19 protein-coding genes and 1 riboswitch are annotated in these 23,359 nt (G+C 63.8%); of the genes, 12 read left to right on the forward strand and 7 right to left on the reverse strand.

The window, feature by feature from the left end:
* Window positions 1–112: 112 nt before the first annotated feature.
* On the forward strand, window positions 113–1,150 hold the full coding sequence (locus tag J2W49_RS08760; RefSeq protein WP_310314452.1) for an aromatic ring-hydroxylating dioxygenase subunit alpha: 1,038 nt from the start codon (window positions 113–115) through the stop codon (window positions 1,148–1,150).
* Window positions 1,147–2,118, forward strand: a complete 972-nt coding sequence (locus J2W49_RS08765) for a PDR/VanB family oxidoreductase (protein WP_310314456.1) — start codon at window positions 1,147–1,149, stop codon at window positions 2,116–2,118. Before J2W49_RS08760 ends, J2W49_RS08765 begins: the two co-directional genes overlap by 4 nt.
* A 162-nt stretch (window positions 2,119–2,280) precedes the next feature.
* On the opposite strand, the gene J2W49_RS08770 is transcribed toward J2W49_RS08765, so the two are convergent.
* Window positions 2,281–2,754 (reverse strand): Lrp/AsnC family transcriptional regulator, encoded by a 474-nt coding sequence (locus J2W49_RS08770; protein WP_310314459.1) that lies wholly within the window; start codon window positions 2,752–2,754, stop codon window positions 2,281–2,283.
* Between the two features lie 267 nt (window positions 2,755–3,021).
* On the opposite strand from J2W49_RS08770, the gene J2W49_RS08775 reads away from it, so the two are divergent.
* The 7 genes from J2W49_RS08775 to uca all read left to right on the forward strand — a co-directional run bounded on the left by J2W49_RS08775 (window position 3,022) and on the right by uca (window position 12,377).
* Window positions 3,022–4,038, forward strand: coding sequence for a 1-aminocyclopropane-1-carboxylate deaminase (locus tag J2W49_RS08775; protein WP_310315201.1), 1,017 nt, complete (start codon window positions 3,022–3,024; stop codon window positions 4,036–4,038).
* Between the two features lie 208 nt (window positions 4,039–4,246).
* A riboswitch (guanidine-I (ykkC/yxkD leader) is annotated at window positions 4,247–4,346 on the forward strand.
* 52 nt (window positions 4,347–4,398) lie between these two features.
* Window positions 4,399–5,481: a putative urea ABC transporter substrate-binding protein gene (locus J2W49_RS08780; RefSeq protein ID WP_310314463.1), complete on the forward strand. Its 1,083-nt coding sequence runs from the start codon at window positions 4,399–4,401 to the stop codon at window positions 5,479–5,481.
* 36 nt (window positions 5,482–5,517) lie between these two features.
* On the forward strand, window positions 5,518–6,327 hold the full coding sequence (locus J2W49_RS08785) for an ABC transporter permease (RefSeq protein ID WP_310314466.1): 810 nt from the start codon (window positions 5,518–5,520) through the stop codon (window positions 6,325–6,327).
* Window positions 6,328–6,329: 2 nt separating this feature from the next.
* The gene (locus J2W49_RS08790; RefSeq protein WP_310314471.1) at window positions 6,330–7,130 is read left to right on the forward strand and encodes an ABC transporter ATP-binding protein; all 801 of its coding nucleotides are present in this window, start codon (window positions 6,330–6,332) and stop codon (window positions 7,128–7,130) included.
* A 23-nt stretch (window positions 7,131–7,153) separates the two neighbouring features.
* Window positions 7,154–7,960 (forward strand): urea amidolyase associated protein UAAP1, encoded by an 807-nt coding sequence (locus J2W49_RS08795; protein ID WP_310314473.1) that lies wholly within the window; start codon window positions 7,154–7,156, stop codon window positions 7,958–7,960.
* A gap of 14 nt (window positions 7,961–7,974) precedes the next feature.
* Window positions 7,975–8,670: an urea amidolyase associated protein UAAP2 gene (locus tag J2W49_RS08800; protein ID WP_310314475.1), complete on the forward strand. Its 696-nt coding sequence runs from the start codon at window positions 7,975–7,977 to the stop codon at window positions 8,668–8,670.
* Between the two features lie 68 nt (window positions 8,671–8,738).
* Complete coding sequence (gene uca, locus J2W49_RS08805; protein ID WP_310314477.1) at window positions 8,739–12,377, forward strand: urea carboxylase; 3,639 nt, start codon at window positions 8,739–8,741, stop codon at window positions 12,375–12,377.
* A gap of 153 nt (window positions 12,378–12,530) precedes the next feature.
* Here the strand turns inward: uca and J2W49_RS08810 are convergent, their stop codons facing one another.
* Entirely contained in the window at window positions 12,531–13,490 is a 960-nt protein-coding gene (locus J2W49_RS08810) for an AraC family transcriptional regulator (RefSeq protein WP_310314480.1), read from the reverse strand.
* 141 nt (window positions 13,491–13,631) lie between these two features.
* Here J2W49_RS08810 and J2W49_RS08815 point away from each other — a divergent pair, with 141 nt between their 5' ends.
* Window positions 13,632–14,468 carry an SDR family oxidoreductase gene (locus J2W49_RS08815; protein WP_310314483.1) on the forward strand — a complete coding sequence of 279 codons (837 nt, stop codon included), beginning with the start codon at window positions 13,632–13,634 and terminating at the stop codon, window positions 14,466–14,468.
* A 130-nt stretch (window positions 14,469–14,598) separates the two neighbouring features.
* Here the strand turns inward: J2W49_RS08815 and J2W49_RS08820 are convergent, their stop codons facing one another.
* The 3 genes from J2W49_RS08820 to J2W49_RS08830 all read right to left on the reverse strand — a co-directional run bounded on the left by J2W49_RS08820 (window position 14,599) and on the right by J2W49_RS08830 (window position 17,488).
* Window positions 14,599–14,955: a hypothetical protein gene (locus tag J2W49_RS08820; RefSeq protein WP_310314485.1), complete on the reverse strand. Its 357-nt coding sequence runs from the start codon at window positions 14,953–14,955 to the stop codon at window positions 14,599–14,601.
* Between the two features lie 157 nt (window positions 14,956–15,112).
* The gene (locus J2W49_RS08825; RefSeq protein WP_310314487.1) at window positions 15,113–16,651 is read right to left on the reverse strand and encodes a Fic family protein; all 1,539 of its coding nucleotides are present in this window, start codon (window positions 16,649–16,651) and stop codon (window positions 15,113–15,115) included.
* 159 nt (window positions 16,652–16,810) lie between these two features.
* Window positions 16,811–17,488 carry an exopolysaccharide biosynthesis protein gene (locus J2W49_RS08830; protein WP_310314490.1) on the reverse strand — a complete coding sequence of 226 codons (678 nt, stop codon included), beginning with the start codon at window positions 17,486–17,488 and terminating at the stop codon, window positions 16,811–16,813.
* A gap of 52 nt (window positions 17,489–17,540) precedes the next feature.
* Between J2W49_RS08830 and J2W49_RS08835 the strand changes: the two genes are divergently transcribed.
* A complete protein-coding gene (locus tag J2W49_RS08835) occupies window positions 17,541–17,909 on the forward strand; it encodes a hypothetical protein (RefSeq protein WP_310314494.1) in 369 nt (122 codons plus the stop codon).
* A 736-nt stretch (window positions 17,910–18,645) separates the two neighbouring features.
* A complete protein-coding gene (locus tag J2W49_RS08840; protein WP_310314497.1) occupies window positions 18,646–19,491 on the forward strand; it encodes a hypothetical protein in 846 nt (281 codons plus the stop codon).
* Window positions 19,492–20,159: 668 nt separating this feature from the next.
* On the opposite strand, the gene J2W49_RS08845 is transcribed toward J2W49_RS08840, so the two are convergent.
* Complete coding sequence (locus tag J2W49_RS08845; RefSeq protein ID WP_310314500.1) at window positions 20,160–21,524, reverse strand: sigma-54-dependent transcriptional regulator; 1,365 nt, start codon at window positions 21,522–21,524, stop codon at window positions 20,160–20,162.
* Window positions 21,521–23,347, reverse strand: a complete 1,827-nt coding sequence (locus tag J2W49_RS08850) for a sensor histidine kinase (protein WP_310314502.1) — start codon at window positions 23,345–23,347, stop codon at window positions 21,521–21,523. The genes J2W49_RS08845 and J2W49_RS08850 overlap by 4 nt, the downstream gene beginning before the upstream one ends.
* Between the last annotated feature and the right edge of the window lie 12 nt (window positions 23,348–23,359).

Genomic DNA, 23,359 nt, shown 5'->3' on the forward strand with positions numbered 1-23,359 from the left:
CGATGTTTTGAGCCCTTTTATTTTGATTCTTCATTCCGTACAATGAACGTCATTCAGCATACTGAATGAATCAGAATTCCCCTCACGACTTCCGCCCAAAAGGAGACACCCCATGTTCCCCACCCTCACCTGGTATGTCGCCTGCACGGCCGACGAGATCAACGAAAAGCCCCTGGGTCGCACCATCTGCAACCAGGCCATCGTGTTCTACCGGCCACAACCCGGCCAGGTGGCGGCGGTGGAAGACTTCTGCCCGCACCGGGGCGCCCCGCTGTCGCTGGGCACGGTGTGTGAAGGCAAGCTGGTGTGCGGCTACCACGGCCTGGAGATGGGCTGCGACGGCAAGACCGTGGCCATGCCCGGCCAACGCGTGGGCGGCTTCCCCGCCATCCGCAGCTTCCCCGTGGTGGAGCGCTACGGCTTCATCTGGGTGTGGCCCGGCGACAAGACCAAGGCCGACCCGGCGCTCATCCCGCACATGGTCTGGTACGACAACCCGGAATGGGCCTACGGCGGCGGCCTGTACCACGTGAAAGCCAACTACAAGCTCATGGTCGACAACCTGATGGACCTCACGCACGAGACCTACGTGCATTCCACCAGCATTGGCCAGAAGGAGATCGACGAGACGCCGTGCAAGACCACGGTCAATGGCGACGAAGTGGTCACCAGCCGCTTCATGGAAAACATCATCGCGCCACCGTTCTGGAAGGCTGCGCTGCGCGCCAAGGGCCTGGCCGACGACGTGCCGGTGGACCGCTGGCAGATCTGCCGCTTCACGCCACCGAGCCACATCATGATTGAAGTGGGCGTGGCCCACGCCGGGCATGGCGGCTACGACGCGCCCGCCGAACACAAGGTCTACAGCGTGGTCACCGACTTCATCACGCCCGAGACCGACACCAGCATGCACTACTTCTGGGGCATGGCGCGCCAGTTCAACCCAGGCGACAAGGCGCTGACCGCCCAGATCCGCGAAGGCCAGGGCAAGATCTTTGCCGAAGACATGGAGATGCTGGAGCGCCAGCAGAAGAACATCAGCGCCTTCCCCGACCGCAAGCTGTTGATGCTCAACATCGACACCGGCGGCGTGCAGTCGCGCAAGGTGATCGATCGCGTGATCGCGGCCGAACAGGCGGTGGTGGCATGAACGTTCACACGGACACGCTGCGGGTGCGCGTGGCCAGCCGCAGCACCGAAACGCAAGACATCTGCAGCCTGGAACTGGTGCCCGTGGAAGGCACCACCCTGCCCGCCTTCACCGCCGGCGCACACGTGGACGTGCACCTGCCCGGCGGGCTGGTGCGCCAGTATTCGCTGTGCAACCGGCCGGGCGAAACGCACCGCTATCAGATTGGCGTGCTGCGCGACGCGGCATCGCGCGGCGGCTCACAGGCGGTGCACGAAGCCTTGCTCGAAGGCACCGAGCTGGACATCAGCACACCGCGCAACCTGTTTGCCTTGAGCGACAGCGCACCGCACCACCTGCTGCTGGCCGGCGGCATTGGTATCACGCCCCTGCTGGCCATGGCGGAGCACCTGAGCGCACAAGGCGCCAGCTTTGAGCTGCACCACTGCACCCGTTCACGCGACCGCACACCCTTTGTGCCGCGCATCACCGCCGCCAGCTATGCGCAGAAGGCCCACCACCACTTCGACGACGGCGATGCCGCCCAGAAGCTGGACATTGCCACCACCCTGGCCCAGGCACCCGCCGGCACGCACCTGTATGTGTGCGGACCACAAGGCTTCATGGACGCGGTGCTGAACGCCGGTCGTGCCGCCGGCTGGCCAGAAGAACGCCTGCACCGCGAGTACTTCGCCGCCGCACCGGTGGACCACACCGGTGACGGCAGCTTCGAGATGGAAATTGCCAGCACCGGGCGCGTGATCCCGGTGCGCGCCGACCAGACCGCCCTGGCAGCCCTGCACGAAGCCGGCCTGGACATCCCCATGTCGTGCGAACAAGGCATTTGCGGCACCTGCCTGACCGGCGTGAAAGCCGGCAAGCCCGACCACCGCGACCAGTACCTCACGCCAGAGGAACGTGAAGCATGCGACCAGTTTCTGCCGTGCTGCTCCAGGGCCAGCAGTCCCCGTCTGGTTCTCGATTTGTGAGAAAGCTCCCCCTGCGCCGCTGACGCGGCTTCCCCCTCTCTTGCGCCTTCGGCTTGGAGGGGGACGGCGGCTCGGGCCGGCGGAGCCGGACCCTTGTCGCCCCTGGAGTGAGGGCGCCCCAATTGCTGCGGACCATACTCCGGCAACCGGGCTTGAAGCGCCTCAGGCTGAAGGCACGGGAAGAACGGTCGTTTCAAACACCTCCTTCAAGCACACGAAGGTGCGCACCTGGCGCACGCCCGGCAGCGCGATCAGCTGGGCGCTGTGCATGTCGTTGAACGAGTCAATGCCCTGGATGCGCAGCTTGACGAAGTAATCAAATTCGCCGGTCACCAGTTGCACCTCCAGGCAGCCGGTGAGCCCGGCCGCGGCCTTCTCGAACGCAGCGAACGAATCGGGTGTGGACCGATCCAGCACCACGCCAATGATCACCAGCCCCGTGTAGCCCAGCGCGCGCGGGTCCACCAGGGCCACCGTCTTGCGGATCAAGCCCGACGCCCGCAGCCGCGCCACACGCCGCGAACAGGCCGGCGGGCTGAGGTGGGTGCGTTCGGCCAGTTCCAGGTTGGCCAGCGAGGCGTCTTGCTGCAAAAGCTCCAGCAGTTTGCGGTCGATGCGGTCAAGCGGTGTTTCCATAGCTGAAACCTTCATTTGTTGCGTCAGGCGGCCATTTCACACCATCTATTCAACAAATGCCTAGAAATTAGCATCAAAAACTGGTTTCTTAAGGTCAATTGGCAATTCGTAGCAGCGCCACCGCCCTACGATGAACTTCGTTCTCACCCCAACGGAGTTCGCCCCATGCCCACGTGTTTTGCCGCCATGACGCTGTACGCACCCGGGCTGCAAGCGCTCCTACACACCAGGACCCTTGATGCCATGACCACCGTCACCACCCACACCCTGAACCTGCAGAAATTTCCCCGCTACCCGCTCACCTTTGGCCCCAGCCCCATCCAGCACCTCAAGCGGCTCAGCAACCACTTGGGCGGCAAGGTGCAGCTCTACGCCAAGCGCGAAGACTGCAACAGCGGCCTGGCTTTCGGCGGCAACAAGACACGCAAGCTTGAATACCTGATCCCCGAAGCCATCGCCGGTGGTTACGACACGCTGGTCTCCATCGGCGGCATCCAGTCGAACCAGACGCGCCAGGTGGCCGCCGTGGCCGCGCATCTGGGCATGAAGTGCGTGCTGGTGCAGGAGAACTGGGTCAACTATTCCGACGCGGTGTACGACCGCGTGGGCAACATCGAGATGAGCCGCATCATGGGTGCCGACGTGCGGCTGGACGCGGCGGGTTTTGACATCGGCATCCGCCCCAGCTGGGAACAGGCGATGGAAGACGTGCGCCAGGCCGGCGGCAAGCCCTTCCCCGTGCCCGCCGGTTGTTCAGAGCACCCCTACGGCGGCCTGGGCTTCGTGGGTTTTGCCGAAGAAGTGCGCCAGCAGGAAGCCGAGCTGGGTTTTCAGTTCGACTACATCGTGGTGTGCTCTGTGACCGGCAGCACCCAGGCCGGCATGGTGGTGGGTTTTGCGGCAGACGGCCGCGCGCGCAAGGTGATCGGCATCGACGCCTCAGCCAAGCCCGAAAAGACCCACGCACAGATTCTGCGCATTGCGCAGAACACCGCGCAACTGGTGGAACTGAACCAGGACATCACGGCAGAAGACGTGGTGCTGGACACGCGCTACGGTGGCCCCGAATACGGCCTGCCCAACGAAGGCACGCTGGAAGCCATTCGCCTGTGCGCGCGGCAGGAAGGCATGCTGACCGACCCGGTGTACGAGGGCAAATCCATGCACGGCATGATCGACAAGGTTCGCCGCGGCGAATTCCCCGAAGGCTCGCGCGTGCTCTACGCCCACCTGGGTGGCGTACCGGCGCTCAATGCGTACAGCTTTCTGTTCCGGAACGGCTGAACAGAACAAAGGCATGAGCCGTGCCTTCGCTCCCTCCCCCGCTGGGCGAAAGGCACAAGCGTGCACGAAGATGGGGTCAAGGGGTCTCGGTCATGCACCAAGGTGGCACAAAAGAAGCGCTGAAACTGCCAACAACCTGGCATGGAGATTGCGGCATGTGCCTCGGCGGGAATGGTCTGGCATTTGCTGGATTCGAAGAGCCACATCATCAATAGACGGCTAGGGTTCCGGCCTGCGCAAGCAGGTGTCTGGTCCGAGAGCTGTCGACCTCTTCGGGGGTTACACGGCGGGATAAAAGCCCGGGAGAACAAGCGCATTGTGGTGCGCCGTTCCCGTGTGCCATCTCCAAGGAGTTATCCCATGCTTTCTCGCCGACTCTTCAAGCAGGTCGTCACGGCGGCCGTGTTCTCCGGTCTGACTGTGCTTGGCAGCACGTCCGCCCTTGCCGCACCCAAGAAAGACTTCAAGGTCTGCTGGACCATTTATGTGGGCTGGATGCCGTGGGACTTTGCCAAGTCCAGCGGCATCATGGACAAGTGGGCCAAAAAGTACGACATCAAGGTCGATGTGGTTCAGCTCAACGACTACGTGGAGTCGATCAACCAATACACCGCCGGTTCGTTCGATGGCTGCACCATGACCAACATGGACGCGCTGACCATTCCTGCTGCGGGCGGCGTGGATTCCACCGCCTTGATCATTGGCGACTTCTCCAACGGCAACGACGGCATCGTGATGAAGGGCGAGAACAAAAAGCTCGCCGATCTCAAGGGCAAGCAAATCAACCTGGTGGAACTGTCTGTGTCTCACTATCTGCTGGCACGGGCACTGGAGAGTGTGAAGCTCAGCGAGAAGGACGTGAAAATCGTCAACACGTCCGACGCTGACCTGGTGGCGGCATTCAAGACCCCGGGTGTTGACACGGTGGTCACCTGGAACCCCTTGCTGGCCGAAGTGGCCGCCACGCCCAAGGTCAGCAAGCTGTTCGACTCCAGCAAGATTCCCGGCGAGATCATCGACCTCATGGTGGTCAACAGCAAAACCCTCGCAGACAACCCCAACTTCGGCAAGGCCCTCGTGGGCGCCTGGTACGAGGTGATGGGCATCATGGGCAGCGACACGGCCCAGGGGCGCGAGGCGCGCACCCAGATGGCGGCCGCGTCGGGCACCGATCTGAAAGGGTTTGATGCGCAGCTCGCTGCCACCAAGATGTTCTTTGCCCCGAAGGACGCTCATGCCTTTGCCATCAGCAAAGAGCTGCCCGCCACCATGTCCAAGGTGTCTCAGTTCAGCTTCACGCATGGCCTGCTGGGTGAGGGCGCGCGCAGTGCAGACGCCATTGGTGTGCAATTTGCCAAAACACAGACGGGCAATGCCAAGAACGTGAAGCTGCGCTTCGACCCGAGCTACATGAAGATGGCCGCCGACGGCCAGATCAAGTAAGCCCCCACGTCGCTTTTTCTCTCCAGCGGGGGGCCCATGCGCCTGATCAACCTCATTCCCGGTCGCGGCCTTCGGGTCGGACTGGCGGTGCTGCCTTTCTTGCTTCTGCTCATCGCCTACGCGATGGCCTCGGACGCCAGACTGGCCGTCAATCCGGATGACAAGCTGCTGCCCAGCTTTGGCCAGATGGCGGACACCTGGCAGCGCTACGCCTTGCAGGAAGACGCCCGGACCGGCGGCTGGCTGTTCTGGGATGACACCCTGGCCAGCCTGCGCCGCCTGGGGATGGGCATACTGGTGGCCACTGCCCTGGCTTTGGTTCTGGGTATTGGCCTGGGTGCCCTTCCGCTGGTAGGTGCGACGCTGTCACCCGCCGTGGCGGTGATCTCGATGATCCCGCCATTGGCCATCCTGCCGGTGCTGTTCATCGTTTTCGGGCTCGAGGAGTTGTCAAAGGTCATGCTGATCGTCATCGGCATTGCCCCGGTGATGACACGGGACCTTGAGCAACGGGCGCGGGAGATCCCGTTGGAATGGCTGATCAAGGCGCAGACCCTGGGGGCCAACACATGGACCCTGGTGCTGCGGGTGATCCTGCCGCAACTGATGCCGCGCCTTCTGATTGCGCTGCGGCTGGCGCTGGGGTCGGCATGGCTGTTTCTGATCGCGGCAGAGGCCATCGCATCCACCGACGGCCTGGGCTATCGCATCTTTCTGGTGCGGCGTTACCTGGCCATGGATGTGATCCTGCCCTACGTCGCATGGATCACCCTGCTGGCCTGGTCCATGGATTTCGCACTCAAAAAAATGACTGCCTTCTTGTTTCCCTGGCACGAAGGGCGCTGACCATGGCATTTCTCAAAGTCAGCAACGTATGGATGGCATACGGCGAACAGGTGGTGCTCGAACGCATCAACCTGGAAGTTCAGGAGGGACAGTTCTGCACCATGGTGGGCGCATCAGGCTGTGGCAAATCAACCTTCCTGAGGCTGCTGCTGGGCCAGGAAAACCCGACGAAGGGCAGAATCACGCTGGACGGCCAACCCTTGGCGGCTGAACCGGACGCCAGCCGGGGCATCGTGTTTCAGAAGTACTCGGTGCTGCCGCATCTGACCGTGCTGGACAACGTGGCGCTGGCGCTGGAGCTGCCACGCAGCCCGGTGCTGGGCCGCCTGTTCGGGAAAGCCAAGGAAGCAGCACGGGAAGAGGCCCGGGCCATGCTGGACAAGGTGGGCCTGGCACCCGCCTTGCACAAGTACCCACACCAGCTCTCTGGTGGGATGCAGCAGCGCCTGGCCATTGCCCAGGCGCTGATGGGCAAGCCCCGCATCCTGCTGCTCGATGAGCCCTTCGGTGCCTTGGATCCCGGCATCCGCAAAGACATGCACCAGCTGCTACAGGATCTGTGGTCCCAGAACCGGCTGACCGTGTTCATGGTCACGCACGACCTGTCAGAAGGCTTCCACCTGGGCACACGCCTGCTGGTGTTCGACAAGGTGCGCATCGACCCCCAAGCCCCGCAGGCTTACGGGGCAGCCATCACCTACGACATCCCTCTGAACCAGGACCGCGCCGCTGCCAATGGCCTGCTGGATGCGGTCCGCAACCAATACACCCTGCCGGCAACGTCACAGGCAACGATGACATGACCACCGCACACCCAGATACCCCGATGAACGCCAGTATCACCAACCCACCGAGCGAGCAGCCCGTGGACAACCTGGCGTGGTGGAAGCGTTTCCCCGCTGAAGCCACCGCCAACCTGACCACAGAAGACGTGCTGTGGTCGGACATGATGCCCGGCGGCAACCACTGGTCATGGCGCATGCAGCGCGGGCGTGCCCTTCGTTTTGTGGCCATGGACCCCGGTGTCAACCTGAGCATGGTGCTGTACGCCGCCCACGACAAGCTCGAACGCTACAACATGCCCGACTCGCTCAAGGCCCAGCACACGGCCCACTACCGCCAGGGCCACGTGCTGATGAGCGACATGGGCCGATCCCTGGCCAGCATCACCCACGACAGCCTGGGCTGGCACGACCCGCTGGGCCTGTTGCTGGACAACGCCAGGCTCCAGGCACGCTACGGCGAACAGCGCTACCAGACGCACCGGAACGCCATGTTCCGCAGCGGCAAGGACGGCTTGCTCACCGAAATCGGCAAACACGGATTGACCGCACGCGACCTCATCATCGGTGTGAACTGGTTTTCCAAGGTCAGCGTGGATCCGCAGGGGAGCTTTGTTTTTCACCCCGGCCACAGCCAGCCCGGACATTGGTTCGAGTTGCGCTGCGACATGGACGTGGTGATCGCCGTGTCCTCAGCGCCGCATCCACTGGACCCGAGCCCGGTGTACCAGCCGGGCCGCATCGGGGTGCTGGCGCGGCAGGTGGGCGCTGCCGCCGCCGATGACGCGTGCCGCGCGTTCCGGCCGGAGAACGCCCGCGCACTGCACAACGCCGACATGTTTCACGCCTGAGCAGGGAGCCCGCCATGACCGCCATCACCACATCTTCAGCCACAGCCACAGCCCCCGCCGCCGCGACGCGCGTGACCACCAGCGCACTGCAGCCACAGCATGCGGTGTGGAGCGAAACCCACCCGGCGGGCGAACCCATCCTGTTCCAGGTGAAGCAAGGTCAAACGCTTCGCATCGTGGACCTGGAAGGCAACCAGGCAGCCGACGTGATTTTTTACGCCGCAGACGACCTGGCCGAGCACTACAGCGCCACAGACACCATGCTGGCCCAGGGCGGCATCTACCTGACGACCGGAACGCGCCTGATGAGCAACGTGGGCCGCCCCATGCTCACCATCGTCGCCGACACTTGCGGCCGCCACGACACCCTGGGCGGCGCTTGTGCGGCCGAGAGCAACACCGTGCGCTACGCCCTGCAGAAGAAGTACATGCACAACTGCCGCGACAACTACCTGATAGCGATCCAGCGTGCCGACATGGGGCTGACCAAGCGCGATCTGGTGCCCAACATCAACTTCTTCATGAACGTGCCGGTCACCGAAAGCGGCGACCTCAAGTTCGACGATGGTGTGTCAGGGCCTGGCAAGTACGTGGAAATGCGCGCCGACATGGATGTGTGGGTGCTCATTTCCAACTGCCCCCAGCTCAACAACCCGTGCAACGCCTACAACCCCACCCCGATTCAACTCATCGTCTGGGACCCCGCCTGAGACTCAACCCATCTGCAGGACGGCCTGCAGATGCACACACCAGGCGGGACGGCCCGCACAAGGATTCCATGTTTGAGAAGGTACTGATTGCCAACCGAGGAGCCATTGCGTGCCGCATCATCCGCACGCTCAGGCAAATGGGGGTGCGCAGTGTGGCGGTGTATTCGGAGGCAGACGCACAGGCGCGCCACGTGCGTGAAGCCGACGAGGCCTACCTGATCGGGCCTGCCCCCGCCGCACAGAGCTACCTGTGTGGCGATCGCATCCTGGCGGTGGCCAGGCAGGCCGGGGCAAAAGCCATCCACCCTGGCTATGGCTTTCTGTCAGAGAACCCCGACTTTGCCGAGGCCTGCGAGGCAGCAGGCATGGCCTTCATCGGGCCAACGGCTACACAAATGAGGGCCTTCGGGCTCAAGCACACGGCGCGCCATCTGGCGCAATCGCTGGGGGTACCGCTGCTGCCCGGCTCAGGGATCATCGGTGACCCCGAACAGGCCTGCCAGCAAGCCCAGGCCATTGGCTACCCGGTCATGCTCAAGAGCACGGCTGGCGGTGGCGGCATCGGCATGCGATTGGTGTGGAACGAGGCCGAAATGGTCGAAGCCTTCGAATCCGTGGGCCGGCTGGCACAAGCCAATTTCAAGGACGCTGGCCTCTTTCTGGAAAAGTATGTCGAGCAAGCGCGCCACATTGAAGTGCAGGTGTTCGGGGATGGCGCAGGGGGTGTGATCGCCCTGGGCGAGCGCGACTGTTCGGTGCAGCGCCGCAACCAGAAGGTGATCGAAGAGACGCCCGCCCCAGGGCTGAGCGACGAGCAGCGCCAGGCGCTGCACACCACCGCCGTGCGCCTCGCCCAGGCAGTGAACTACCGCTCTGCCGGCACGGTTGAGTTTGTGTACGACGCCGTCGGCCACCAGTTCTACTTTCTGGAGGTGAACACCCGCCTGCAGGTGGAGCACGGCGTGACCGAGCAAGTCACGGGTGTTGACCTGGTGGCCTGGATGGTGAAGCTGGCCGCAGGCAAGCTGCCGCCATTGGCCACCCTGCAGCCGGTGGCGCGCGGGGCCTCCATACAGGCGCGGCTGTACGCCGAAGACCCTGCTCGGCATTTCCAGCCCAGCGCGGGGCTTCTCACCGATGTGCACTTCCCACCCGAGGCCCGGGTGGACGGCTGGGTGGAGCGCGGGACCGATGTGCCCCCGTGGTATGACCCCATGCTGGCCAAGTTGATCGTCACGGCCGACACCCGCGAACAGGCCTTGCAACGCATGGATGCCGCGTTGGCCGCCACCCGGCTGGCAGGCATTGAAACCAACCTGGCGTACCTGCGGTCTGTGGTGCAAGACCCGGTGTTCAGGGAGGGGCGCCAGGTCACCCGCTTTCTGAACACATTTGTGTTCCGCCCGCGAACCATCGAAGTGCTGGAGCCCGGGGTGCAAACCAGCGTGCAGGACTGGCCCGGCCGCACGGGTTACTGGGACGTGGGCGTGCCCCCCAGCGGCCCTATGGATGCCTACGCCCACCGAATGGCCAATGCCCTGGTCGGCAACCCACCCGAAGCAGCAGCCCTGGAAATCACGCTGGCCGGTCCCACCCTGCGCTTCAACACGCCTGCCGTGGTCGCCGTGACCGGTGCACCCGCCAGCCTCACATTGAATGGTCAGCCCGTGGCCATGTGGCAGACCTTGCACATCGAGGCAGGCAGCACCCTGGAAATCGGCCGCACAGAAGCCGGCGTGCGCTTGGCGCTTGCCGTGGCCGGAGGGCTGGATGTGCCTGCCTACCTGGGCAGTTGCAGCACATTCACGCTGGGCCAGTTTGGCGGCCATGGTGGCCGATGCCTTCGCGCCGGAGACGTGTTGCACCTGGCCCAGAACAGCCATGCACCGCAGGCCTGCTGCCCGCCCGACCTCGTGCCGCACTATGGGCACCACTGGCACGTGGGCGTGATATACGGCCCGCATGGCGCTCCTGATTTCTTCACAGCTTCGGACATCGATACCTTTTTCGACACCGACTGGAAGGTGCACCACAACAGCAGCCGGACCGGGGTGCGACTGATCGGTCCCAAGCCTGAGTGGGCACGTTGCGATGGCGGTGAAGCCGGGCTGCACCCGTCGAACATCCACGACAACGCGTATGCGATCGGGGCCATCGACTTCACAGGTGACATGCCCGTCATCCTGGGTCCGGACGGGCCCAGCCTGGGGGGCTTTGTGTGCCCGGCGGTGGTCGCGCATGCCGAACTCTGGAAGCTGGGTCAGTTGCGGCCAGGCGACACGGTCCGGTTTTATCGCGTGTCGCAAACGCAGGCACTGGAGCGGGAAGCGGCCATCCACCGTGCGATCACCGCGCGCTGCGGGCCATTGCCCGCTGCACCCCGTGACGATGCCGCCGCCCACCCGACGCCAGTGATTCACAACGACCCCGGCCGCGGCGACGTGCCTGACATGGTGGTGCGTCAGGCCGGGGACCGCTACCTGCTGGTGGAGTTTGGCCCGCTGGTGCTCGACATTGAACTCCGGCTGCGCGTGCATGTGCTGATGCAAGCGCTGCAAGATCTGCGCAAAGCCGGGAGCCTGAACGGCATCATCGACATGACGCCGGGCATCCGGTCCCTGCAACTGCACTACGACCCGGCGCAGATCGCCCAGCAAGCGCTGCTTCAGCAGGTGATCGATGCCGAGGCTGGATTGCCGGCGGTCGATGACATGGTGGTGCCCAGCCGCACCGTGCACCTGCCCCTGTCATGGGATGACCCGCAGACCAAACTCGCCATCGAAAAGTACATGCAGTCGGTCAGACCGGACGCACCCTGGTGCCCAAGCAACATTGAGTTCATCCGACGCATCAATGGGCTGGAAACCTTGGAGGATGTGCACCGGACAGTCTTCGATGCCAGCTACCTCGTGCTGGGCCTGGGCGATGTCTACCTGGGCGCACCTGTGGCCACGCCGCTGGACCCGCGCCACCGCCTGGTGACCACCAAGTACAACCCCGCCCGCACCTGGACCCCGGAAAACGCGGTCGGCATTGGCGGTGCCTACCTGTGTGTGTACGGCATGGAAGGGCCTGGCGGCTATCAGTTCGTGGGGCGCACCCTGCAAATGTGGAACCGCTGGCATCACGGCCAGCCCGGCCCCGCGTTCGAGCAGCCCTGGTTGCTCCGCTTTTTTGACCAGATCCGTTTCCACCCCGTGAGCCAGGACGAGTTGCAGCACATCCGCGCCGGGTTTCCCAGCGGGGGTTACACACTTCGGATCGAAGAGGGCGTGTTCAGCCTGAAGGACTACCGACAATTCCTGGCCGACGAAGCCGTCGGCATCACCGCCTTCAAACGGCAGCAGCAGGCAGCATTCGAAGCCGAGCGGCAACAGTGGGTGGCGGCCGGGCAAGACATGCCAGGCAGCGAGGCAGAGCTTGTTGCTGACGGCGCCACCCTGGAACTGGATCTGCCCCCGGGTGGCCGTGCCATCACCACCAGCGTGCCCGGAAGCGTGTGGAAAGTGACGGTCACCCCTGGCCAGACCGTGAAAGCGGGCGACGTGCTCATGGTGATCGAGTCCATGAAGATGGAGTTCAACCTGCTGGCCCCGGCCGATGCCACGGTGCACCAACTCTTTTGCCAGCAGGGCGCTGCCGTGACAGCAGGCCAAACCGTGCTGGTGCTGATGGACCCCGCCGCCGCCGAAACGCTGGCCGCCTGAAAACGCGCGTGCTGTACGCCCACCTGGGCGGCGTGCCGGCGCTCAATGCGTACAGCTTTCTGTTCCGGAACGGTTGATCCGCGCCACCCCGGTTTCAGTGCAGAAAAAGCGATGGCTGGCGGGCGGTGGTGCACAGCCCACCGCCCGCACCGCTCACCCCGCCTGTATGCGCCACTCCGATTGCCGGTCCTGGGCATCGCCGCGGCGAAAGTCGCGCGGAGACAGGCCGATCTCGCGTTTGAACACTTTGGAAAAACCGAAGGCGTCGCTGTAGCCGACTTCTTCTGCCACCTGGTCCAGCGGGCGCTCGGTCTCGCTGAGCAAGTGCATGGCTTTTTGCATGCGCACGGTGCGCAGGTGGCTCAGTGGCGTGTCGCCCATGGCTTTGCGGAAGCGCTCGGCCAGACCGGTGCGCGACAGCCCCACCGCGCGGGCGAGTTCGTCCAGTGTCCAGTTGCGTGCGCAGTCGGCGTGCATGAGGTGGATGGCCTGGCGCACTGGGAGGTCGCGCACGGCCATGGCCCAGCCGGTATGCGCCTCGCCTTCGCGCGCCAGCAGCTCGCGCAGGGCGTAGGTGAACAAGGCGTCCAGCAGACCGTGCACGATGGTGCGTGCGCCCATGCCGTGGTGGCGCAGTTCCTGATCAAGCAGGCCCACGGTGAGCGCGAGCGCGCCCAGCCTGGGCAGTTCTTCGGCGCGCAACACGAACCACGATGGCAGATCGCGAAACAGCGGGTGCACGGGCGCGTGCCAGAACTGGTAGGCGCCGCTGATGACGGTGGGGGTGGCGTCGTCCTGCCCTTCGCTGGATACGTTGGGTTCGGCGGGTTCGGTGATGTGGTCGATGCGCACTTCTTCCGCCGCACGCCAGCCGGGCTGCAGGCTCAGCACATGGTGGCAACCGCGCGCCATCACCGCGATGTCGCCGCGCGCCAGCGCCAGCGGCTGTGCCAGCCCAGGCGCACTCAGGAACAACTGGCCCTGCGTGACCACGTGCAGGCCCATGCTCTTGTCACAAGGAAAACGCAGGGGCGCGCCTTCGCGCAAGCGGCGCAGGTCCAGCAGGCGGCGGTGCAGGCCGGCCTGTTGCAGCACGTCGGTGAGCAGATCCATGGCGATAGAGTGGTGGTGGAGTGAGGGTTGACTGATCCATGATTCCGTACGATTGAACATGAATCATGAACTGGCATGCATTCTAGTTCAAGCATTCAGCCAGAACAATGCAGGCTTCTCCACTTCACAAAGCAGCTTTCCATGGCCAACATCCTTGTCATCGGTGCCAGCGGCACCGTCGGTTCCGAACTCTCCCGTCTTCTCAAGAGCGCTGGACACGGCGTGGCCCGCGCCACCAGTCGCGCCCCCAAGGCACCTGACCAGGTACAGCTCAACCTGGCCAACGGCGAAGGCCTGGACGTGGCACTGGCCGGACGCGACGCGGTGTTCCTGCTCTGCCCGCCTGGCCACACCCGCCAGCACGAATGGCTGGTGCCAGTGATCGACCGTGCCAAGGCGCTGGGCGTGCCCAAGCTGGTGCTGATGACCGCCATGGGCGCCAACGCCGACGAGGCAGCACCGCTGCGCATGACCGAACGGCACCTGGAGGCCAGCGGGTTGGCCTACAACATCATCCGGCCCAACTGGTTCATGCAGAACTTCCACACCTTCTGGCTGCAGGGCATTCGCGAGCACGGAAAGATCTTCCTCCCGGTGGGTCAGGCCAAAGGCAGTTTCATCGACGCGCGCGACATTGCGTCGGTGGCTGCCGTGCTGCTCACCAGCACGCAGTGGGACAACCGCGACTTTGACCTCACCGGCGACCAGGCCCTGGACCACGACGAGGTGGCGGTGATCTTGAGCCGAGTCACCGGCCGCAACATCAGCTTCCAGGACGTGACGCCGGAAGACATGCGCCCCGGCCTGCTGGCCGCTGGCCTGCCGGCGGACTACGCCGACTTTCTGCTGCTGATTCTGGGCTTCTTCAAGGCCGGCTACTCGGAGCGCGTCACCGATGCGGTGCAGACCATCACCGGCCAGACACCGCGCCGCTTCGAGGCCTACGCGCAAGACCACCGCAGCCACTGGCTGGTCTAAACACCGCCGCGCTGCCTGGGCGCTGGGGGGCGCAGCGAGACGCCCGGCAGCGCAAGATGACCCCGCGAGGCAGGCCGTGCCTTCACTCCCTCGCCCCTCTGGGGAGAGGGCTGGGGTGAGGGGCCACGCCTCAATCTTTGGACCAGATCTTGAACGACACGTACATCCCATACCCCAAGGCCAGCACGCACCACACCAAGAAGAACACATTGCCCCAAAACCGGCCCGCATTCTCAGCCAGGGTGTAGACCTGTCCCGCGCAGCCTTTGCCGACGCATTCGATCTGGCCTTGCACCAACGCGCGCAGCACGCCAAAGAGAAGAACGCATGCAATGGCACCGCACACCACAAAGCTCACGGGCCCCATGGGCGGTTTGGTGATTTCATCGTTCTCATCGCGGAAGCCTTGCTTGAGCAGCTTTTGCCCGTGCCTGTACACGACAAAGCCGAGCAAGAGCATCAGCGCGTAATAAACGACGGTCAACATGCCTTCACGTCCGTTGAGTTAAAAAAGAAAGCGGTAGATGCATTGGCAGGGATCGTACCCGAGCAAGATTCGGTGTCGCCGGCCGCGGCAGGAAGGCATGCTGACCGACCCGGTGTACGAAGGCAAGTCCATGCACGGCATGGCCAGGCGATTGACCTCAAGCTGCGGCGAGCCCCTGGGCATCATCCGGCGGGCTCGCGCGTGCAGCCATTCGATTGAGGCAGCGCGCTTCAATGGCATCGAGTGTTTCGACGGGTACGCGATGGATGTACTTCTTCCGGATGTTCTTGGATACCACTCCACCGTTGTGAAATGCAGCAGCGACAAGGTGGGACAGGTCGTTGTCCCTGATGTCAAACCTGGCCTTGATCTGGGCATAGACAAGGTCGAAGTCGCCCAGCCATTGGGCTTCTCCTAGCAGGTCTTTCTGCAGGGCGACCTGGGCCATGCGCATGGTGAATTCAACGCATGCCGTCAGATCCATGAACCTGAAGGCCTCGTCGGCTTCCGGCAGCCAGTCGAAGGCATAGTTGGCGTCACCCCCCCATGTCACGTGGCACAGCTCGCGCGCGGGTTTGCTGAAGGCGTGCAGCGCTTCCAGGTAGGCGTCTTCATGCCGCCTCAAAGCCACCGAGACGGGAAGCACGAAGGCCGTCGGCAGCGCGTTGGACTGCCCCAGGCAATGGTGAACCAGAAACCGGGACAGCCGGCCGTTGCCATCCATGAACGGGTGGATGTACACAAACCCGAAGGAGATGATGGCCGCGTGCACAAGGGGGTCCAGGCCTTTGGGTGGTCTGTTGGCCAATGCCATCAGGGGCGTCATCAGCGGCACGACCATCTCTGGCCGCGGCGGCACGTAGCGCACGCCTGCTGCCCCCACACCTTTTTGGAGCCGGTTTTGTTCACTGCGGAATTCCCAAGCCTTGTCGAAGGGGTTGGTGATGCTCATGCGCTGCAATTCGCACAGGAGTTCCTCCGTCAACGCCTTGGGATCGCTGGCGTGCTGCAGCAACTGGGTGAACGCGCGCGCCTTGTCCTGCGTCGGCACCTCACCCTCAATGGCGAAGGATCCCTCCGTCTCACTCATGTAGGCCCAGCCCAGCGCACGGTCCAGCATCTCCGTGTTGGTGTTCTCAGCGAACGCTCTGGCCTGCTTCAAAACATCCTCGGCCAGCAATTGCTGGATGCCCGGTGTTTTCCTGACGATGGGGCAGAAGCTGATGTCGCCCAGTCCGTTGAAATCCACCCTCCACTTCGCACTCTTGCGTGATTCGCCCACAAAAAATTGCACTGGGTCGAAGACTTCCTGGTAGGGCGCTGTGATCGTGGCGCCGTTGGTGGCCAGGCTTTTTCCAGTGACCATCTCCCAAAGGCAGCAAGCCGTCCGGATGTACACCCCGTTGGGCGTGGCCGCAAAGGAGGCCTCCATGTCCGAGCTGGGCACCCTTTTCAGGGCAAGCGCCAGAAGATGCAGGTTGATCTGTTCGTGCTTGAGTGCGAAGAGCACATGATCGAGAATGGTGGCCGGCGGCGCCATGCGGGCCGGCACCAGCAGCCCGCCTTCAGGCAGCCTCTCGAGGGCGTTGACGCCTGCCATTCGCGCTTCGCGGGCGCCCAGGAAAGATGGGACATTCAGATGGTCCCTCAGCCAGGCATAGCCAACAGGCCCCGTGATTTTTCGCAGATCAGTCATGTGAGGCGCGATTATCTATAGAAGATTCGCATTTTCTATAGTTCTAGCCTTTTCGGCAAACTTATCTATAGTCGAGGTCGTTCTTTCGTCAAGGCAAAGGGCTCACGCAGTGGGGGAACACGCCTCTCAACATCGCAGCCATCTGCGCGCCCGCTACCTTCACCCGCCAACACCCGCCTGCCACGCCAGCACGGGCAAGCCCAACATCGTCAGAAGTGAGAACAAAACCAGGCCGCCGTCCCGGGTCAACAGACCAGCGGCCAGCATCGAAATGATGGCGGCGGCGATGGAGCCGGAGACCGGGACGAGTTCCATGAAGGGCATGAAAAGGCACAGCACCAGGACCATGCCCAGCGGCAGATACCGCCACGGCCTTTCCAGAATGAAGGTGAGCCGGGCCTTCAGAAAGCGCTCGACAAAAACGACGGGCTTTCTCAACCATCCAAGTGCCTTGCACAACGCTGCCTTGGAAATGCAACGGTGGCGAATGAAGGAAGGGAGCCACACACTCTCGCGCCCGACGATCATCTGGCTCACCAGCAGGAAGACGATGACCGCGACCGACGCCGTGACGCCCGGGATCGCGCTGGCCGGAGAGACTGCGATCAGCGGGAAGATCAGCAGCAATGACGCAAACGACCTTTGACCCAGCGTCTCTACGATGTGCTGCACGCTCACCTCTTCCCCATTGATGGATTTCTCCAACCCATCAAGAACCTCGCTCAATGCGTGGCTCACACGCTCGGTCATCTTTCCTCCTGTTCGATATGGTCGACACGGAACCCCGCAGGATTTCCCACTGTAGCGACTCCGTCGAAAGGAAATGACGGCATCCACAACACCCGCATCAGAATGGCGGCACCGCTTCCCCATCCACAAGGAGCACCGCATGGACCGCCCGCAGCCCGGCCTGATGAACAACGAGCCGCCGCCCCCTGATGCGCACGACCTATGGCGGCATTTCTCTGAAACCTATTTCTCGCTCAGGCTGGGGCTGGCGGTGCTGGCCTTTGCCTTCCCGGCGGTGCTCTATTTCTGGGGCCGCTTCGTTCACGATCTGCCGCTGCAGCCTTCGATGAGCGCCTACTTCTTCGCCGCCCGCGCCACAGCCGAAGCCGGCGCCATGCAGTGCGCCGCATCCCCATGCGCACCTTCTTCGTGGGCGGCCTGTTCGCCATCGCGGCCGGGCTGCACCTTTACAAGGGGCTCAGCGGGGTGGAAGGCGACGCCGATTAAATGGCGCATGTCCCTTCAATGAAGCCGGTGGTGCTGGACCTCTCCAAATAGCGACTGCTACGAGCAGGACGAGCAGAAGCACAACACATAGCCCCGCGTACTGAATGACGTAGTAGCGCACGCCTGAGTGGCCGACTGCGACGTGCATCCACCATGGCAGTAAAAAGCTGCCTGCGCTGTTCGACACGGTGCCCGGCCCGGCAAGCAGCACAAGAAGTGCAATCGCATTCAGCCCTCGCAACAAAAACGTCTTAACTCCCCGCTCGGCAGCCAACGCCACGAATAGCAGCGAGGCGAGGGTGACCACCGGCAATGCAAGGGGGAACACAAAGACCAGTACGACAAGAAGCAGGCCCATAGTGACGGGATAGAGTTAAAGCCGCCCACGGGTGCGGGTAGCCCAACTGTACATCCGCTCCTGGCCGGGACCACGAATTCGCCGCCGCCACATTTGAGGTCGTAGACCTGCGCGGTGCACAAACCGACAGCACGACGGAATTCAGCCGCGCCATTCTTGAATGGCTGCATCGGCTGCGCTGTGGCTGCCATTCGCAAACCCTGACGTCCGCAGCACGCCATCGGTCCTGCGGCCTCTGTACCCGTTGGGTTGATCCGCAAGCAGCTTGACTGACTGATTGATTCATTGAGGGAGTGATTGATTGAGTGGATGAGCCAAGCATCCCTGCACCAAAGGTTCACGCCCACACACACCCGCATCAGAATGGCGGCACCGCTTCCCCATCCACAAGGAGCACCGCATGGCCCACCCGCAGCCCGGCCTGATGAACAACGAGCCGCCGCCCCCTGATGCGCACGACCTATGGCGGCATTTCTCTGAAACCTATTTCTCGCTGAGGCTGGGGCTGGCGGTGCTGGCCTTTGCCTTCCCGGCGGTGCTCTATTTCTGGGGCCGCTTCGTTCACGATCTGTCGCTGCAGCCTTCGATGAGCGCCTACTTCTTCGCCGCCCGTGCCACAGCCGAAGCCGGGGCCATGCAGTGCGCCGCATTCCCCATGCGCACCTTCTTCGTCGGCGGGCTGTTCGCCATCGCCACAGGCCTGCGCCTTTACAAGGGCCTCACCCGGTGGGAGAACACGCTGCTCAACACCGCAGCCATCTGCGCGCTGATCGTCGCCGTGGTGCCGGAACGCATCAGAGCGGAAGACCTCGCCGGCGACGAACGCATCATGCAGTTGGTGAAAGACTGCCCTGCCGTGCTGGAGTGGGCCAGCCACCAGCCCAGTCCGCCCATCCACTTCGCGGCGGCTGCCGTGCTGTTCGTGTTGCTGGGCATCGTCGCCTGGCAATGCGCGTGCAAATCACTGAGCTACCTGCCAGCCCACCAGAAGCACCGGGAGCCGATGCTCAAGCGCACCTACCGCGTGCTGGCCGTGTTGATGATTTTGTGCCCGGTGACCGGCTTCGCCCTGGCGGCCTTGCTTGCGGGCGGCGGCAACTTCGTGTTCTTTGTGGAGATGGCCGGGATCTGGACCTTCGGTGCCTACTGGGCGCTCAAGACCTGGGAGTTGTCGCTGTCCAGACTTGAGAGGGATCCTGGGGCTGCTGTGCGGAATATGGCGGGCGATCCGCGCGATCCTCATTGAGGTGGTGTGGATAGCTTCATCGCGACCTGGTGCGCAGTGTCGTCCGCTCTATGTGAATGACCGAGGAGCAGCGAGTGCTGCCGGTGGGTGCGGCGAAGCGTTCGCACGGTGACTGCCATTAAGCGGCTGTTGGATGGTGCGCCCGGCGCTGGGCTGAGTGGCGGCTGTACGAGGTACTGCGGTCAATGGCTTCCGCGACCCGATTCCTGAAGTCTAGCTTTTGCGCGCGCGGCCCGACCCCCGTCAAGGTGGCATGACCGGACGCATACGCATCGGATGGCAGTGAGCGCAACAAACCCGCAAGGTTTGCCATTTGTCGACCCATATTGATCCTTGCCGTGGTCTTGTGGTCGCACAGCGGGCTAAGCAATGCTCACTCATCCATTCCCCGTCGTTGTTGATGCCACCCGTCAGCTCGGTCTTCTGTTGGCACCAGCCCATGCCATCGAAGCATAAATGCTTGGCCAAGCCGCAGCTATTGAGCAGCCTAGAGATGGCACGCTCGACATGCCAATGAACAACATCTGCGCTACAGGCGAGGAGATTCTGGCTTTCTAAGGGAATTACCGCCGAGTGCGGAACGAGGCGAGCAACTCCTGTGGCTCTCGCCGTCGGCGAGTGTGGGCGGGCACCCGGGCGTCGGGTGCTCACCCACACTGATCAGGACATCAACCTCCCCACTCGTCGGTCGTGATGTTCAACTTTCGCAGCTTGTCATGGAGCGTTTGGCGTGCAACACCCAGTGCCGCGGCCGTTGCACTCTGATCGCCCCGGTGCCGCCGTAGCTCCTCCACGATCACTGCGCGCTCGAAACTCTGAACCTGCTGTGGGAGGCCCTGTGGCAGGTCCGACATCACCTGACCGGCTCCACGGGTCTGGGTCAGACGATCACCCAGCAGTCCCAGCGTAAAGCGGTCCGCCACGTTGCGCAGTTCTCGTACGTTGCCGGGCCAGGCGTAGGCCATCAACTCGGCCAGTTGGAGGCTGCTCAACGTCGGCGCGACACGCCCGTAGCGACTTGCTGCGAGCAAGGTGAAGTGTTCAAACAACAACGGGATGTCTTCCAGGCGTTCGCGCAATGGTGGCAACTCGACGAAAGCCACACCGATGCGGTAGTACAGGTCGGCCCTGAACTGCTTCTGATCGCTGAGCGTCTTGAGGTCGTCCTTGCTGGCCGCGACCAGCCGGCAGTCAAATGGGATCGACTTGTTCGACCCCACGCGCTCGATGGAGCGCTCCTGTAGCGCGCGCAGCAGCTTGATCTGTACGGCCATGGGCATGCTCTCGATCTCGTCGAGGAAGAGGGTGCCACCATGCGCATATTCGAACTTGCCTACGCGTGGGCGGTTGGCGCTGGTGAATGCGCCAGCCTCGTGACCGAACAACTCGCTCTCGGCAAGGGCTTCGGGGAGCCCGCCGCAGTTCAGCGCCACAAAGTGGTGCCGCCGGCGCTCACTGTGATCGTGCAGGCAACGCGCCACAAGTTCCTTGCCGGTGCCGGTTTCGCCATAGATCAGCACGTCGGCTGATGTTTCCGCCAGGTTCATCACGGTGCGGCGCACCTGCTGCATTTGCGCCGAACGACCAATCAGAACGGCCTGGATGCCGTGCCAGTTGTCGAGAGCATCACGCAGCGCTCGCACCTGCAACGACAGTTGCCGTCGCTCCATCGCATGTCGCACAACCGCCAGCAGCCGTTCGGTTGTGAAGGGCTTTTCGATGAAATCGTACGCGCCTTCGCGCATGGCCTGCACTGCCATTGCGATGTGGCCATGGCCAGTCACCAAAACCACGGGCAACTCCGCATCGATGGTGCGGATCTGCGGCAGCCAGTCGGTGCCGCAAAGCCCTGGCAACTTGACGTCGCACACCACGATGAGCGGAGCGCCGAAACTGATATGAGCCCGGGCACGCTCGACACTGGCGAAGTCATCCACCTCGAAGCCGGCCAGGCTCAGGGCCTGGATGGTGCTGATGCGTACGTCATCGTCATCTTCGACCAGCAGCACGCGGATGGGAGTTGATGCACTCACTGTGGGTGAACCCTATCGGCAATCGGTTGTTCGACGCCAAGCGGCAAGTCGATGGTGAAGATGGCACCACCCTCGTCGCGATTGGCGGCACGCAGCACCCCCCCGGCGCCGCGCACCAGTTGCTCGGAAATGACCAGTCCCAACCCGAGCCCCGCACCGGCCGGCTTGCTCGTGACGAAGGGTTCGAAGAGGCGCTCGAGGATGTCAGGACGAATTCCGTGGCCCGTGTCGGCCACGCTCAGGATCAATCGGCCGCCTTGTGCTCGGGCCTGCACCCGCAACTCGCGTTGCGCAGCCTCCCTCATGGCGTCGACGGCGTTGCGCATCAGGTTGACGAGCACGCCGCTCAGCGCGGCCTCGTCGGTGACCAGGCTCAGCCCGATGGGCTGCACGTCGACCAAGAGCCTGATGCCGCGCTCCTGCAGTTCGCTTTCGAGCAGGGCTTGCGCATCGGCGATGCTGCGGGCCACGGTCACATGGGCCAGGGCCGTGTCGCTCTTGTGCGCAAAGGTCTTAAGCTGCGTGGTCAGCCGCGCCAGGCGATCCACCATCCCGGTGATGCGCCGCAGGTTGCCGCGCACATCGTCAGACCGCCCCTTCTCGAGCAGGATCGCGGCGCTGTCCGACAAGGTGCGCAATGCCGTGAGCGGCTGGTTCAATTCGTGCACGATGCCGGCGGACATCTGTCCCATCGCCGCCAGCTTTCCCGCATGCACCAGTTCGCCCTGCGCCGAACGAAGTTGTGCCGTGCGCGCGACCACCGTCGATTCGAGGCTGTCATGCGCCGCCTGCAGCGCCGCCTGGCTGGCCAGCTTGTGGCGCACGGCGCGCCGTCGCTGCCACAGCGTCACCGCGACCAGCACCAGCACCGCCATGGCCAGGCTGCCGGTGATGGCGGCATAGCGGGCCGCCACCCGCACCGGCGCCATTTCGTCCAGGACCACCAACTGCCACGGGCTGTGCTGCAGCGCGCGCGTCGAGGCCAGGTGGTCCCGCCCGCTCAGCGTCACCAGCTTCACGCCGTCGGCCAATGTGGTTCGCTCGCTCCAGTCCGCTGGCTGCAGCGTCGCCTGCCCGTAGGAGCGGGCCAGCCGAACCTCTGCGTGTTGCTCGGCATCCAGGGGCGCCAGCGGCCGGTACTTCAGGTCGTGGAGCGTGGACAGGATGACGACGCCGCGTTCGTCGATCAGCAACACGTGGCCAGGCAGGTTGCGCCAGGCGCGCTCGGCCTCATCAATATTGACCTTGACCGTCATCACGCCGCGCAACTGATCGTCGCGCCGCAGTGCGTACGACAAGTAGTAGCCCGGCTTGCCGCTGGTGATGCCCACGCCGTAGAAACGACCACGCCCCTGCTTGACGGCGTCGCGCATGTAGGGCCGAAAGGAATAGTCCTGGCCGTACGATGTGCCCGGCTGATCCCAGTCGGACGCGGCGACGGAGGTGCCGCCCGCTTCCAGCACGTAGAGCATCTCGGCGCCGACGCTGGCGGCGACCTCCTTCAGGTAGCGGTTGACACCGTCCCGCAGGCCCGGATCGGACGGCGCGTCGAGCAGGGCCGGCACCACGGGCGTCATCTCCAGCAGCGCGGGCAGGTACTCGAAGCGCGCCAGGTGGGCGTCCAGGCCAGTGGCCACGAGGTCGAGACGGTGCTGGGCTGCGTCACGCAGGCGCGACAAGCCCGTCTGCAAGGCCGCCTCGTGGCCCATGTAGGCCGCAGCCGCCACCAACGCCAGGGCGGTGCCCCAGCCCATCAGGAAGCGCCTGCGGCGTGCACCGGGCGCGGCCTTCGTGCGGAGGCCGTCAGGCGAGGTCTTCGTCATGCGCCGAGTATC

Source organism: Hydrogenophaga palleronii, assembly GCF_031457455.1.
In the GTDB taxonomy this organism is placed as follows: domain Bacteria; phylum Pseudomonadota; class Gammaproteobacteria; order Burkholderiales; family Burkholderiaceae_C; genus Hydrogenophaga; species Hydrogenophaga palleronii_A.

Coding starts and splice junctions, on each gene's coding strand:
- J2W49_RS08760 (WP_310314452.1), top strand. CDS start 113: ATGTTCCCCACCCTCACCTGGTATGTCGCCTGCACGGCCGACGAGATC.
- J2W49_RS08765 (WP_310314456.1), top strand. CDS start 1,147: ATGAACGTTCACACGGACACGCTGCGGGTGCGCGTGGCCAGCCGCAGC.
- J2W49_RS08770 (WP_310314459.1), bottom strand. CDS start 2,754: ATGGAAACACCGCTTGACCGCATCGACCGCAAACTGCTGGAGCTTTTG.
- J2W49_RS08780 (WP_310314463.1), top strand. CDS start 4,399: ATGCTTTCTCGCCGACTCTTCAAGCAGGTCGTCACGGCGGCCGTGTTC.
- J2W49_RS08785 (WP_310314466.1), top strand. CDS start 5,518: ATGCGCCTGATCAACCTCATTCCCGGTCGCGGCCTTCGGGTCGGACTG.
- J2W49_RS08790 (WP_310314471.1), top strand. CDS start 6,330: ATGGCATTTCTCAAAGTCAGCAACGTATGGATGGCATACGGCGAACAG.
- J2W49_RS08795 (WP_310314473.1), top strand. CDS start 7,154: ATGAACGCCAGTATCACCAACCCACCGAGCGAGCAGCCCGTGGACAAC.
- J2W49_RS08800 (WP_310314475.1), top strand. CDS start 7,975: ATGACCGCCATCACCACATCTTCAGCCACAGCCACAGCCCCCGCCGCC.
- uca (WP_310314477.1), top strand. CDS start 8,739: ATGTTTGAGAAGGTACTGATTGCCAACCGAGGAGCCATTGCGTGCCGC.
- J2W49_RS08810 (WP_310314480.1), bottom strand. CDS start 13,490: ATGGATCTGCTCACCGACGTGCTGCAACAGGCCGGCCTGCACCGCCGC.
- J2W49_RS08815 (WP_310314483.1), top strand. CDS start 13,632: ATGGCCAACATCCTTGTCATCGGTGCCAGCGGCACCGTCGGTTCCGAA.
- J2W49_RS08820 (WP_310314485.1), bottom strand. CDS start 14,955: ATGTTGACCGTCGTTTATTACGCGCTGATGCTCTTGCTCGGCTTTGTC.
- J2W49_RS08825 (WP_310314487.1), bottom strand. CDS start 16,651: ATGACTGATCTGCGAAAAATCACGGGGCCTGTTGGCTATGCCTGGCTG.
- J2W49_RS08835 (WP_310314494.1), top strand. CDS start 17,541: ATGGACCGCCCGCAGCCCGGCCTGATGAACAACGAGCCGCCGCCCCCT.
- J2W49_RS08840 (WP_310314497.1), top strand. CDS start 18,646: ATGGCCCACCCGCAGCCCGGCCTGATGAACAACGAGCCGCCGCCCCCT.
- J2W49_RS08850 (WP_310314502.1), bottom strand. CDS start 23,347: ATGACGAAGACCTCGCCTGACGGCCTCCGCACGAAGGCCGCGCCCGGT.